Source organism: Providencia sp. PROV189 (assembly GCF_028480065.1).
GTDB classification, from domain to species: domain Bacteria; phylum Pseudomonadota; class Gammaproteobacteria; order Enterobacterales; family Enterobacteriaceae; genus Providencia; species Providencia stuartii.
Map to the genome: position 1 here is coordinate 32,133 of NZ_JAMPOG010000020.1, position 12,006 is coordinate 44,138.

Below are 12,006 nucleotides of genomic sequence, written 5' to 3' on the forward strand. Positions count from 1 at the left end.
AAAGATAAATTCTATAACTCGAATTAATCGGTGCAGTCCAACACTAAGCAACTTGAAACAAAATGGGTATAAGTCGGTCGCAGAATATCAGCGTATGATAATTATATATTGCCTAAAATCAATGAATGTGAAAATAAAAGGTAAATTAATATTAACTGAGTAGTTAATCTCCAATTAAATATACTACCAATAGAGTAGCTATTTTAAATATTGATACAGATCAATTAACGATAAATTTATAAATTGCAAAAATATAATTCAGATCAAAATATAAAAACCACAAGACCAAACAAAAATAAAACTTAAACCAAATAACGCGCTATTTATCATTATTATTAAATTTAACTTTAGGAATACGTAATTTTACTTTAATTCAAATAATCATCCAACTAAAAACAAAAATCCCTTTTCATTAATAAGCGTTAATTAATTATATTAATTTAAAATTAAACGCTATTTCCAACCACTAATAATAATACCAGCACCAATAAATACTACTACAGCCCCCACCCAGTCCGTTGTGTTTAATGATACACCATCGACTATACGCAACCATATCAATGCAGTTGCAATATAGATCCCCCCATATGTTGCATAAATTCGCCCACTTGCTTCAGGATGGAGCGTCAGCAACCAAACAAACAACATTAAACATAGTGCAGCAGGCAAAAGTAACCATGCACCACCTTGCTTTTTCATCCATAAATACGGGAAATAGCAACCTGCAATCTCAGCTAACGCCGTTAAAAAGAATAAACCAATAATGTTTAGTGACATAAAAGTATTCTCTACATTAGAACCGTTTTCAAACACGGGAAGATTGCATTAATTGATTATTTGCCTTTAATAATTCAATACATTCCTGTGCACCACGCTTTAACACCTGACCTTTCAAGCAAACAATATGTATCGGTAGCTCTAAACCATTCGGCGTATTTTTAAACTCTAATCGTTTCAGTGAACCCTGCTGTAATTTATCTTTAATTAAAGAGAGGGGTAAATTTCCCCATCCCATTCCAGCTTCAACTAATCCCAATGCCATTGAAAAATTATCTGTTCGCCAATAATTAGTCGCAACCACAGCACGAATATCGCTGAGCTGATGCTGAAAACTAGTAATAATTATTTGACGAGTCTGCACGAGATCTTCCATATATAAGGAAGCTGAATGCCCAATTGATGGATGTTTTGATGAGATGGTTGCGACTAAAGACTCATAGCCAATACAGTGAAACTGTTCTTGTGAATTGACCGATATACCACCAAATGCAATGGCTAATTGAATATGATTTTGATGCAATAAAGGTAAAATATCATCTTGAGGCGCGGTCATTAATTCTACATGCATTAATGGGTAGCGCTGACTCAATATTTTTAGCGCATCAAATAATAAATCAGGGTTAATTCCTTCCGCAATTCCAATCGTTAACGTACTTTCTACCCCTTGAGTCAACTCGCGAGAAAATACATTCAACTGCCATAGATTATCCACAATATTACGTGCATAAGGTGCTAAGGCCAGCGCTTTTTCGGTTGGTTTAGGCTCCCTTGTATGCCTTTCAAACAACAAAAAGCCCAACTCCGCCTCTAAATTGGCGATAGCCATACTCACCGCGGACGGCACACGGTGTAATGCCCTTGCCGCTGCTGAAAAAGATCCTTTTTCTAATACCGTTAAAAAGATCATTAAATTATCACTGTTAAATGGCATCTCTAACCTTTCAATAATATTGATAGTAGCTGACTTTTATTATCATCAATATTGATTTAATTTACCAGACCTGACGACACAGTAAATGAGATAAAACATGCAAGGTATTAAGCGTAAAATTGTTTTTATCACCGCCTATGAAGTGATTGGCTGGGTGATTTCATCATTAGCACTCGCATTTCTTTCGGGGAATTCAGCGGGTACAACTGGGCCATTGGCTTTGGTAATAACCACTATCGCCGTTAGTTGGAACTTTATTTTCAATGTCGCTTTTGAATATTGGGAATCCAAACAGAAATCCCGAATTCGCACATTTCGCCGCCGGTTTGCCCATGCGGTTTTATTTCAATTAACCTTGGTGATCTTTCTAATTCCATTGATTGCTTGGTGGCTATCAATTAGCTTGTTACAAGCTCTGATATTGGATTTTGCTTTAATTATTTTTATCCCTATCTACACATTCTTTTTTAATTGGGCCTTTGACAAGATATTTGGGCTTCCGGCATCTGCCTTGCCGCAACAGGAGCACAGTCATTAATGAGCTAACTCAAATAGCCATCCTAAATAAGGATGGCTATTTGGTTGTTGACGAAATAGTTAGAATAACCCGCAAACACTAGCCAATCATATTATCATTCACTGACCATCCCATCATTACTCCACCCACTTCTTCAATAGAGTGACTGTTGTCGTTCAAACAATGCCGCTTTCTACCTTCCAGCCAACTGAATGAGAGAGCGTTTTCCCTTCCTTTGAAGCGGATAACATTCCTCGCTGGTAACATGCCTCCATCATTTCATGGGTATACAGAATCAAACTCGCGCAATTCCTTGGCGACGATAACTTTGATCAACAACCATCGCTTCAAGGTAATTCACCGAAATGAGGCCACTATGAATTGCCCTATTTCTCTGTAACGGTCATAAATGACTTTTTTGGCTACACTAGAACGTTTTTACCGTTTTAATAGCCCCTAGTTAAACACTGAACTAGGGGATTCTATTATTCCAGATCCTCCCCATGACTCGCGATGACTTTTTGATACCAGTAGAAGGATTTTTTTTTCTTTCGTTCACGTGTTCCCCTACCTTGATCGTCAAGATCAACATAAATAAAGCCATAGCGTTTACTTAATTCCCCAGTGGACGCAGCAACCAAATCAATACATGACCATGCTGTGTAGCCGATTACCGGAATACCATCCCCAATAGCCTCAGCCATAGCACGAATATGGCTACGTAAGTAGCTAATCCGATAATCATCATTAATTTCGCCGTCTTCCGTCACTTCATCTTTTGCACCGAACCCATTTTCGACTAAAAAAAGTGGTTTTTGATAACGGTCATACATCATATTCATCGTGATACGTAAGCCCAAGGGATCGATACCCCATCCCCAATCACTAACCTTGATATAGGGGTTTTTCAAGGACTTAACGACGTTGGCTTCGCTGCTATTCTGCTCGCTCATTTCTGAGGAAGTGCAACGGGAAGTGTAGTAACTAAAAGAGACAAAATCGACGGTATTGGTGAGAATCGCTTCATCTTCTGGCTCTACAACAAGCGAAATGTTCTTCTCTTTAAATAAGCGAGTCGCATAAGCTGGATAATATCCACGTACCTGTATATCCGTGAAAAAGAGGTTCTCGCGATCTTTATTCAGTGCCGCCCATACATCATCAGGACGACATGACCAAGGATAAAATCCCCCTCCAGCTAACATACAGCCAACTTGGTTTTCAGGATTAACTTCATGCGCAATACATGTCGCTAAAGCGCTGGCCACTAACACATGATGAGCCGCCTGATATTTAACCTGTTCAGGATCTTCATCAGCCTTGAAAACAAGCCCTGCGGCAGAAAAAGGGCTGTGCAACATAATGTTGATTTCATTGAAAGTAAGCCAGTACTTTACTAAGCCATTAAACTCTTCGAAACAGGTTCGCGCGTAGCGGCTAAAAAAATCCACCATTTTTCGGTTACGCCATGAACCATACTCAGTCACCAAGTGCATGGGAACATCGAAGTGGCATAAAGTAACGAGTGGTTCAATATTGTATTTCTTACACTCATTAAACAGATCACGATAGAAAGCAATGCCTTCAGCATTAGGCGCCAACTCATCACCATTAGGATAAAGCCGACTCCATGCGATGGACGTTCTAAACACACTAAAGCCCATTTCCGCGAACAGTGCGATGTCTTCTTTATAGTGATGATAAAAATCAATAGATTGGTGACTGGGGTAATATTCATCCTTACGTAAGCTATAGCGTTGTTCCAACCCCAGTTTAACCGGCATCCGATGACAACCATAAGGGATCATGTCCACCGTGGTCAGCCCTTTTCCACTTTCACGGTATGCTCCCTCAGCTTGATTGGCTGAGATAGCTCCCCCCCAAAGGAAATTCTTGGGGAATTTTGCTGTGGACATACGTGTTTCTCCTGATTTATTCATTCACTCAGATAATTATTTGTTACGAACGAGATAAAGCCTGTGCTACCTGTTTTGGTTTATCATCCTGTTTTTCAACAGGAATATCTTCAAACCCAAGTAGCAGTGTCACAATAAATGACATTACCACCGACAAGATCATGACTCCAAATACCCAAACGATACTCATCGGATTTTGTGGATCAAAAAACTGTACGCTGGTGAATAGACCCGGAGCGGCCATAGAGTGACTTGCTAAACCACCGATTCCAGCAATTGCACCACAGAAAAATCCAGTGATTAAACAAGCGATTAAAGGTTTCTTAAGACGTATTACTACGCCATACAGTGCAGGCTCTGTGATCCCGGCGACAATCGCTGAGGCCGCAGCGGCAAGTGCCGTCTGACGTAATTCAGGGTTTTTCGTCCGCCAAGCAACCGCCAGCGATGAGCCACCCAATGAGAGATTGGCACCGATTTCAGATGGCATCACCATGCCTTCTTTTCCTGTCTCAGCAATTGTCTGAATAATGGTTGGAGTAAATACTCTATGCATACCCGTCATGACAAGCAGTGGCCAAATAGCTCCCATAATGGCGACAGATAACCAACCAAGATAGTCATGAATAGTGTAAACCAGCGCTGAAATGCCACTCCCAATCCAGACCCCCATCGGCCCAATCAGGATAATGGCAATCGGCGAAGCTATCAGCACAATGAGCATCGGTTTAAGGAAATTTTTTGTAACCGCAGGGGTGATTTTATCAATCCACTTTTCAATATAAGAGAGGATCCAAGTCATGCATAATGCAGGGATCACAGTATAGGTGTATTTTACTGGAGTAATTGAAATTCCAATAAAATCGACAGGTTGACCTTGCGCTGCTTTAGCCATTAATTCAATAAATGCTGGATGCACCAACACCCCTGAAATAGCAATGGCGAGCGACATATTGGTTTTGAATTTCAGTGCAGCAGAGGCGGCAACCATAATCGGTAAGAAGAAAAATGCCCCATCACCAATGACATTGAGCAAAATAAATGTGGAGGAACTTTTTGTCAGAATACCAGACATCTCGAGGATCATGGCCAGTAATTTTACCATTGACGCGCCAATAATCGCAGGGATCAGCGGTGACATCGTGCTGATTAAAGCATCGAGAATACCGCTTCCTACACGGCGAAAGGACCAGCTTTTTTTAGCGATAAGTTGAGTTTCCTGCACAGCTCCTTCTGGTAGCAACTTGATCACTTGCTCATAAACCTTTGAAACTGTATTACCAATGATGATCTGATACTGTAAGTCCATCTTCACTACACCCAGCACACCATCGATACTTTTTAAGCGTGCAAGGTCAACAGGCTTATCGCTTTTCAATACAAGCCGCAGACGGGTCATACAGTGAGTAATAGCAGTGATATTTTCACTCCCGCCAATAGCATCAACAATTGCACGGGAAACAGCCACATAGTTCTTTGACATAATTAAATGCTCTCTTGTAATCACACTTTTCATTCAGCGGTATGCAGCTATACCCGTAACGAATACATATTCTGGTTTTTTGTAAACGCACCTAAACCTATGTATTAATAGATATTTAATATCATTGCTTAAGTGTTTATATTACTGGGCAACAAATAGGTAACCGGTTACATATAATATTTAATATATTTGAAAGTAGTTCAAGACGTTTATTATTTTAATTGTTTTTATGTGACAGTTTTCACGTAATAGGATTGGGTTTTGGCTGGGATCCGCTTTGGTAGTGACATAGACCTCTGCATCTCCCTATATAAAAGTGTAAAATGATTTTGATATCAATTTGTCAGGATAAAGATATGTCTACAATGCAGGAAGTAGCGAAACGGGCAAACGTATCAAAAGCGACAGTTTCGCGAGTACTATCTGGAAAAGGCTACACCAGCGAGGAGACCAAAGTACGGGTCTATCAAGCCATTGAAGAAACCGGCTATCGTCCTAATTTACTAGCGCGTCACCTTTCAACCAGCAAATCCGCCTGCATTGGTTTGGTGGTGACCAATAATCTTTATCAGGGCAGTTATTTTAATGAAATCCTGTCACAAGCAGCAAAAAAACTAGAGGACAACGGCCGGCAACTGCTCCTTGTTGATGGAAAGCACAGTGCAGAGGAAGAGCATGCTGCGATTCAATTTTTGCTCGGATTGCGTTGTGATGCGATTATTGTTTATTCACGCTTTCTGAGTATTAGCCAGATAGATGAAATCATTGATCAACATACCCAACCGATTATGGTTGTGAACCGTAAACTGAGAAAAAATCACAGTCACTGTGTTGTCTGCGATCATAGGGGCGCCAGTTTTAATGCGACACAGTATCTCATTTCCCGAGGGCATAAAGAAATTGCCTTTATCACTGGTTCAATGGACTCGCCAACCGCGATTGAACGCCTGTCTGGTTATAAAGATGCCTTATCTGCCAATGGTATTGATATTAATGAGTCACTAATTATTTCTGGTCACTGGACACCATCTTGTGGTACTCAGGCCGTAATAAAATTACAGCAGCAAGCGACGCCTTTCACCGCTATTCTAGCCAGTAATGACGATATGGCCATTGGTGCAATCAAAGCGTTGGATGATGCGGGTATAACCGTTCCATACCACGTTTCCGTTATCGGTTTCGATGATATTCCATTAGCCCCCTTCCTAAAACCTGCTTTATCCAGCATTAAAGATCCCATAAGTGCAATGATTAATGAGGCGATCCATCGCACTATTTCGATGCTTGATGGTGGCTATTTTTCAAAAGAAAACATCTTTACGTCTGAATTGAAAATAAGGGATTCAGTCGCTGATGGCCCTTATTTGTAGCGACCCACTATTGATCTCGTATGAATTTGGTGGCTATCAATGAGTTTGTTACAAGCCCTGATATTGGATTTGGCTTTAATTATGTGTATCTCTATCTACACATTCTTTATTAATTGAGCCTTTGACAAGATATTTGGCTTACCCAAAACCAGCATTACCACAAGAAGCGCAGATAACTTAATAATACCAATACGCCATCCATCATAAGGATGGCGATTACTTAACTCTTAACAAAAAATAGAGAGAATCTTTTCGCTAGTGGCAGAACGACCAGTACGGTAGGAAAAGCAATTATCCATGATAACATCCAAGAACTTAACCAAGGTGCTAGCATTTCACTATTCAACCCTAACGCTTTAACTGTACTGATTAAAGAAACAATACCACTCATCACTAATGACAAGAAAAAAGGGATCAAAAAGATCAGTGCTCTGGTGGGAAGTTTAGGTATTCCAAAGAGGGTATTTTTATTTTGTGAAGACATCGTGCAGACTCCAAATAAGACGAACACAACAGCATATAACTGTTGCATGACAAGTTATATGCGTTGATTAACGTAAACGCTTACGAGTCCTTAGACTAAAAATCAGCCTGTATTCTATATATAACAATTTTGTTGTCAAACTGGATTACCATTTAATGGTTTTATTTTTATCAATAAAATGAAACTAACCTAAATATTATTAACAGTAATCCAGAATAATAACGCTATATTATCAATATTGATTACCACTGATCACCGCCACGAAAATCACAGTAAAGCGAAGCGGTAAAATCAACCTCACCATCCGCTTTCCAGCCCATGACTCCGCCTTCTTCTTCAATAGAACGGATATAGCTCCCTTGTTTCAATTCAAACAACTTACCTTTCCAGATTTGCCATCCAACCGAATGATACAATTTTTGTCCATCATCTGAAGCCGACAGCAGCCCTAATTGATAACACGAAGCTATAATTTTATTGGTTTGCAGCATCAATTGCCGCCCAATACCTTGGCGACGATAACTTTGTTCAACTACCATCGCTTCAACATACCCTACAGAGATAGGCGTATTATCTAGGGCCATATGGCGTTGAATAATTGCAACATGACCAACCAATTTTTGTTGATCAAAAGCCATGACGTGCATTCCACCTAAAGTGTGCGCGAAATCGTCATGCGAAAAATCGCCTTCAAAACCTTCAATTAATAAATCGTAAAGCGCTTCTTTTTCACTCAGTGTCAATTGGCTGGTATGCAGACTGCGGTATTCTATGCCCATAAAAACCTATATTAAAGTCGATTAAAGATACCGATACATTATAACGCCATTGAACCACCAAAAAGCGAAACAATCGTGCACTTTTCTTCACTTAACAGCTTATTATGGCACCGTATGTCGCTCGATTTGCTTTTTAATAAACGAATAAAGTTGCTGAAACTCTTCTTGTGAAGAAAACACTCGTGTAGGGAAAATAATAAAATCATTATCTCCAACATGGACAAATATCAAATCTTCTTGCACATCAACCTTGTTAACTCGAGGCCATAACACCTTATACATACTGTTATCTTGGATGAACTCAATAAAATAACGGTTAATTTTAATATGTCTAATATATGTCTCATCATTTTGCTCTTTGTGTTCATATTTTTTCATAAAATATTTTTCTAACACACTAGAAAGAAGGAGCGCCATCACTGCTATGACAATAAATGCTAGGGCTGTGCCACTCATTCTTTGTAAGCGAGCCATACTCGGGTCTATCTCTGTCGATAACAACAGCAATAATGCAATAGCAAAAAAGAATAATAAACCGATGACAAGACTATACAAGCTTAGATTGGCTATATTAAGGACCCAATGATAGGGTTTAGCCACGCTTATCACTTTGTTTGCTTTTATATACTTTTGTATTTTTCGTATTTCAGAAATAGAAAGTGAAAACTTGATGTCATAACGGTCTTTCATCTCACTAATGCCCCCAAACATTGGCTTTTAGTCTATTTTGGCAAGTATCACTATAGAGATATAAAAATGATATTTCCTCATGAAATATCACCCATAATAGTCTTATTCAGACACGTTAAGTTATGATAACAACAATATTTTCACCATTCTATGAAAGGAAAATTGACTAAACCGTATTGGTGAGTTTACCTCTAACAATAACCTTTGCTGGCTTCGCTGTTTCATCCGATGCCCTTCTCACCGCCATGTTAATCACTTGCCAAGAGATTTCTTGCAAATCGTGCGAGATACAAGGGAAGTTAAAACCATAAATTGATGAATAAGAGACCTCATCAATACTAAACAGTGAAACATCATCACGTAATGAAATTTGATGCTTAATACAAGCCTTGATGATCCCCAAAGAAATCTGGTTATTACAGCCGACAAAGAAATCAGGGGCACTGTTTTTTTGTAGATAGCTATCCGTCACTTTATAAGCTTCATCCATCAGAAAATCTGCATATAAAATTTCAACCTTATCGACACTTCCTTGTAATGCAGCTTTAAGCCCTGTCACCCTATCCCGTGCGACATTAGAATCTTCGGGTCCTGAAACAATGACAACACTTTTTGCCTCTTGTGACTGTATAAAACGCCCGGCTTGCAAACCACAGTCTAAATTATCAATATAAACACCACTACAGTGCTTAATATCAACTTCTCGGTCGACTAAAATAACGGGGATATTTAGCAGCTCAAGCTGCCGAAAATAATCGGGCTTATAAAAACGATCAGACGAAACCACAGAAAGAATGATGGCGTCAACATTATAACCTATCAACTTTTCAATGATACGCGCCTCATTTTCCTTTGACTCATAAGAATCAAAAACCAATGTGTCGTACCCTACTTGATAGGCTTCTTGTGTCATCAACTTCGCTAAACCACCAAAAAATGGGTTCCCCATATCGGGGCTAACAATACCAATCGTTTTTGATGACTTAGCACGTAAATTGCGCGCTACGGCATTAACGACATAACCGATTTTGTCTGCCGCCTCTAAAATCCTTTTCAGCGTCTCGGGATGAACTTTATCTGGCTGAGAAAAAGCGCGTGATGCGGTGATTTTGCTGACATTAGCAAGCGCTGCGACATTTTCTAATGTCACTTTCTGTGACTTATGATCGGCCAATTTCATCTCCTTATTAAATTAAGTATCATTTCGTACCATTATAGTATCATTTAATCGTTTCAGTCATGCAAAACCGTAATATTATTCGATCCCTTCTAAACGTCGTACTCTTGGGTCGGTAAAAATATCAAATTCATCACGACTTTCACTTGAGAACTCAGAAACAACCGCTCCCATACTGCCAGCTTTAAACCAATGTAATGTATTAGGTTTTATCGTATACTGCTCTCCCGGTTTGAGTAAAATAAAGCGGTCACACTGATACCACTGCTCATCACCTTCTGGTTTAGGGCAAATCGGTTCCCCCGATTCATTTTTATTCAATGTTAACGAATCATCATCAACAAATAGGTATACTTCCCCCCACCGACAACGAAAAGTTTCTTGCTTACCCATTGAAGAGCCAAACGGTGGATGCCGATGCTCAGGGCAAACCTGATGGGGAAACAGCACCAACTCTTTAGCACAATAACGTTCGCTATTACAATAAGTTAACAGTTGTAAGCCTGAACGTGGATAGTCTGGTAATCCAAAACTGGCGATCTCAATTCGTGCTTTTTCTTCTTCTGTGAGACGGATATGTGCTTTTTCTAGGAAATTAACGACTTGCTGCCGATAGTGTGCTTTATTCATGCTCTGCTCTCCTCAATGATACCGATAACATTATAACGGCATCACCCCCTCAAAAAATGTGATCAGGTAGCCTATTCTTCCGCTTTTGTTTACAAAAATGCCACTCATTTAATGAAACTATAACCTGCGTCACATAAAAATAATAAAATTCGATCTAATATCCGCATCATAAAAATGATATCGATACCATAAAAATGAGCCAGAGGTAATCATGAAAGCATTAGTACTCGAAAAAGCAGGGAAAATTTCTATTCAAGATTGGCAAAGTCCTGAAGTCCTTGGAGAGGATGATGTCGAAATTAAAATTCATACCGTAGGCATTTGCGGTAGTGATGTTCACTACTACCAACATGGTCGTATCGGCCCCTTCGTCGTTGAAAAGCCAATGATTTTGGGTCATGAAGCATCCGGCGTAATTACCGCTGTTGGTAAAAATGTCACTCATCTAAAAGTTGGCGATCGCGTATGTATGGAACCTGGTATTCCTAATTTACAATCCACGCAATCGCGCGCTGGCCTGTACAACCTCGATCCTGCTGTACGCTTTTGGGCGACTCCTCCTGTTGATGGTTGCCTACGCGAGAGCGTTATTCATCCCGCTGCGTTCACTTTTAAATTACCTGAAAATGTCTCTTTTGCTGAAGGCGCAATGGTTGAACCACTCGCTATCGGTATGCAAGCCGCGACCAAAGCTGAAATCAAGCCCGGTGATATCGCACTCGTTATTGGTGCGGGAACTATCGGTATTATCACCGCGTTGTCTGCACTCGCTGGCGGCTGTTCAGATGTCATCATCTGTGACCTCTTCGATAAAAAACTGGAAGTCGCTAAACAATATTCAGGCCTACACCCTATCAATAGCAAAGATACTCAAGCTATCGCCGATAAAGTTAATGAACTCACTGAAGGTAATGGGGTGAATGTCTTATTCGAATGCAGCGGAGCGAAAGCGGTGATCGCTAATATCACTGAGCATATGGCACCGGGTGGAACTGCCGTATTAGTTGGTATGCCAATTGATCCTGCGCCTTTAGATATTGTTTCAGCGCAAGCGAAAGAAATTACGTTTAAAACCATTTTCCGTTACGCAAACATGTACCCACGTACTATCCGCCTACTCAGTTCCGGTAAGCTCAACGTAAAACCTTTGTTGTCAGCCACTTATAAGTTTAAAGACAGTGTTGAGGCTTATGAGCGTGCAGCTGAAGGCCGTCCAACCGATATTAAGATTGTGCTGGAAATGGAGTAA

Annotated in this window: 13 protein-coding genes; 3 read left to right on the forward strand and 10 right to left on the reverse strand. The window is 39.9% G+C overall.

Features of this window, described 5'->3' with window-relative positions; all coding sequences use genetic code 11:
• Window positions 1-453 precede the first annotated feature (453 nt).
• Both PR833_RS12770 and PR833_RS12775 read right to left on the reverse strand, forming a co-directional pair.
• Window positions 454-777, reverse strand: coding sequence for a YnfA family protein (locus PR833_RS12770; RefSeq protein ID WP_014657996.1), 324 nt, complete (start codon window positions 775-777; stop codon window positions 454-456).
• A 28-nt stretch (window positions 778-805) separates the two neighbouring features.
• Complete coding sequence (locus tag PR833_RS12775) at window positions 806-1,711, reverse strand: LysR family transcriptional regulator (protein ID WP_004918324.1); 906 nt, start codon at window positions 1,709-1,711, stop codon at window positions 806-808.
• 97 nt (window positions 1,712-1,808) lie between these two features.
• Here PR833_RS12775 and PR833_RS12780 point away from each other — a divergent pair, with 97 nt between their 5' ends.
• Entirely contained in the window at window positions 1,809-2,249 is a 441-nt protein-coding gene (locus tag PR833_RS12780) for a PACE efflux transporter (RefSeq protein WP_004918323.1), read from the forward strand.
• 78 nt (window positions 2,250-2,327) lie between these two features.
• Here PR833_RS12780 and PR833_RS12785 read toward each other — a convergent pair whose 3' ends face one another.
• The 3 genes from PR833_RS12785 to ascF form a co-directional block, all read right to left on the reverse strand.
• Entirely contained in the window at window positions 2,328-2,495 is a 168-nt protein-coding gene (locus PR833_RS12785; protein ID WP_154611539.1) for a hypothetical protein, read from the reverse strand.
• A gap of 218 nt (window positions 2,496-2,713) precedes the next feature.
• On the reverse strand, window positions 2,714-4,144 hold the full coding sequence (locus PR833_RS12790; protein WP_272526190.1) for a 6-phospho-beta-glucosidase: 1,431 nt from the start codon (window positions 4,142-4,144) through the stop codon (window positions 2,714-2,716).
• Window positions 4,145-4,187: 43 nt separating this feature from the next.
• Window positions 4,188-5,627 (reverse strand): PTS cellobiose/arbutin/salicin transporter subunit IIBC, encoded by a 1,440-nt coding sequence (gene ascF, locus PR833_RS12795; protein WP_036943678.1) that lies wholly within the window; start codon window positions 5,625-5,627, stop codon window positions 4,188-4,190.
• Between the two features lie 356 nt (window positions 5,628-5,983).
• Between ascF and PR833_RS12800 the strand changes: the two genes are divergently transcribed.
• Window positions 5,984-6,997 carry a LacI family DNA-binding transcriptional regulator gene (locus PR833_RS12800; protein WP_061064183.1) on the forward strand — a complete coding sequence of 338 codons (1,014 nt, stop codon included), beginning with the start codon at window positions 5,984-5,986 and terminating at the stop codon, window positions 6,995-6,997.
• A gap of 220 nt (window positions 6,998-7,217) precedes the next feature.
• Here the strand turns inward: PR833_RS12800 and PR833_RS12805 are convergent, their stop codons facing one another.
• The 5 genes from PR833_RS12805 to PR833_RS12825 form a co-directional block, all read right to left on the reverse strand.
• A complete protein-coding gene (locus tag PR833_RS12805; RefSeq protein WP_014657992.1) occupies window positions 7,218-7,481 on the reverse strand; it encodes a DUF2798 domain-containing protein in 264 nt (87 codons plus the stop codon).
• Between the two features lie 242 nt (window positions 7,482-7,723).
• Window positions 7,724-8,260 (reverse strand): aminoglycoside N-acetyltransferase AAC(2')-Ia, encoded by a 537-nt coding sequence (gene aac(2')-Ia, locus PR833_RS12810; protein WP_004918308.1) that lies wholly within the window; start codon window positions 8,258-8,260, stop codon window positions 7,724-7,726.
• A 102-nt stretch (window positions 8,261-8,362) separates the two neighbouring features.
• Complete coding sequence (locus PR833_RS12815; RefSeq protein ID WP_230089751.1) at window positions 8,363-8,950, reverse strand: YcxB family protein; 588 nt, start codon at window positions 8,948-8,950, stop codon at window positions 8,363-8,365.
• Window positions 8,951-9,116: 166 nt separating this feature from the next.
• Window positions 9,117-10,130 (reverse strand): LacI family DNA-binding transcriptional regulator, encoded by a 1,014-nt coding sequence (locus tag PR833_RS12820; protein WP_004918303.1) that lies wholly within the window; start codon window positions 10,128-10,130, stop codon window positions 9,117-9,119.
• A gap of 75 nt (window positions 10,131-10,205) precedes the next feature.
• Window positions 10,206-10,757, reverse strand: a complete 552-nt coding sequence (locus tag PR833_RS12825; RefSeq protein ID WP_014657989.1) for a D-lyxose/D-mannose family sugar isomerase — start codon at window positions 10,755-10,757, stop codon at window positions 10,206-10,208.
• Window positions 10,758-10,968: 211 nt separating this feature from the next.
• Between PR833_RS12825 and PR833_RS12830 the strand changes: the two genes are divergently transcribed.
• Entirely contained in the window at window positions 10,969-12,006 is a 1,038-nt protein-coding gene (locus PR833_RS12830) for an NAD(P)-dependent alcohol dehydrogenase (RefSeq protein WP_014657988.1), read from the forward strand.

What these genes read in the sequence shown, in the direction of transcription:
- PR833_RS12770 (WP_014657996.1), bottom strand. Translation starts at nt 777, where the DNA reads ATGTCACTAAACATTATTGGTTTATTCTTTTTAACGGCGTTAGCTGAG.
- PR833_RS12775 (WP_004918324.1), bottom strand. Translation starts at nt 1,711, where the DNA reads ATGCCATTTAACAGTGATAATTTAATGATCTTTTTAACGGTATTAGAA.
- PR833_RS12780 (WP_004918323.1), top strand. Translation starts at nt 1,809, where the DNA reads ATGCAAGGTATTAAGCGTAAAATTGTTTTTATCACCGCCTATGAAGTG.
- PR833_RS12785 (WP_154611539.1), bottom strand. Translation starts at nt 2,495, where the DNA reads ATGTTACCAGCGAGGAATGTTATCCGCTTCAAAGGAAGGGAAAACGCT.
- PR833_RS12790 (WP_272526190.1), bottom strand. Translation starts at nt 4,144, where the DNA reads ATGTCCACAGCAAAATTCCCCAAGAATTTCCTTTGGGGGGGAGCTATC.
- ascF (WP_036943678.1), bottom strand. Translation starts at nt 5,627, where the DNA reads ATGTCAAAGAACTATGTGGCTGTTTCCCGTGCAATTGTTGATGCTATT.
- PR833_RS12800 (WP_061064183.1), top strand. Translation starts at nt 5,984, where the DNA reads ATGTCTACAATGCAGGAAGTAGCGAAACGGGCAAACGTATCAAAAGCG.
- PR833_RS12805 (WP_014657992.1), bottom strand. Translation starts at nt 7,481, where the DNA reads ATGTCTTCACAAAATAAAAATACCCTCTTTGGAATACCTAAACTTCCC.
- PR833_RS12815 (WP_230089751.1), bottom strand. Translation starts at nt 8,950, where the DNA reads ATGAAAGACCGTTATGACATCAAGTTTTCACTTTCTATTTCTGAAATA.
- PR833_RS12820 (WP_004918303.1), bottom strand. Translation starts at nt 10,130, where the DNA reads ATGAAATTGGCCGATCATAAGTCACAGAAAGTGACATTAGAAAATGTC.
- PR833_RS12825 (WP_014657989.1), bottom strand. Translation starts at nt 10,757, where the DNA reads ATGAATAAAGCACACTATCGGCAGCAAGTCGTTAATTTCCTAGAAAAA.
- PR833_RS12830 (WP_014657988.1), top strand. Translation starts at nt 10,969, where the DNA reads ATGAAAGCATTAGTACTCGAAAAAGCAGGGAAAATTTCTATTCAAGAT.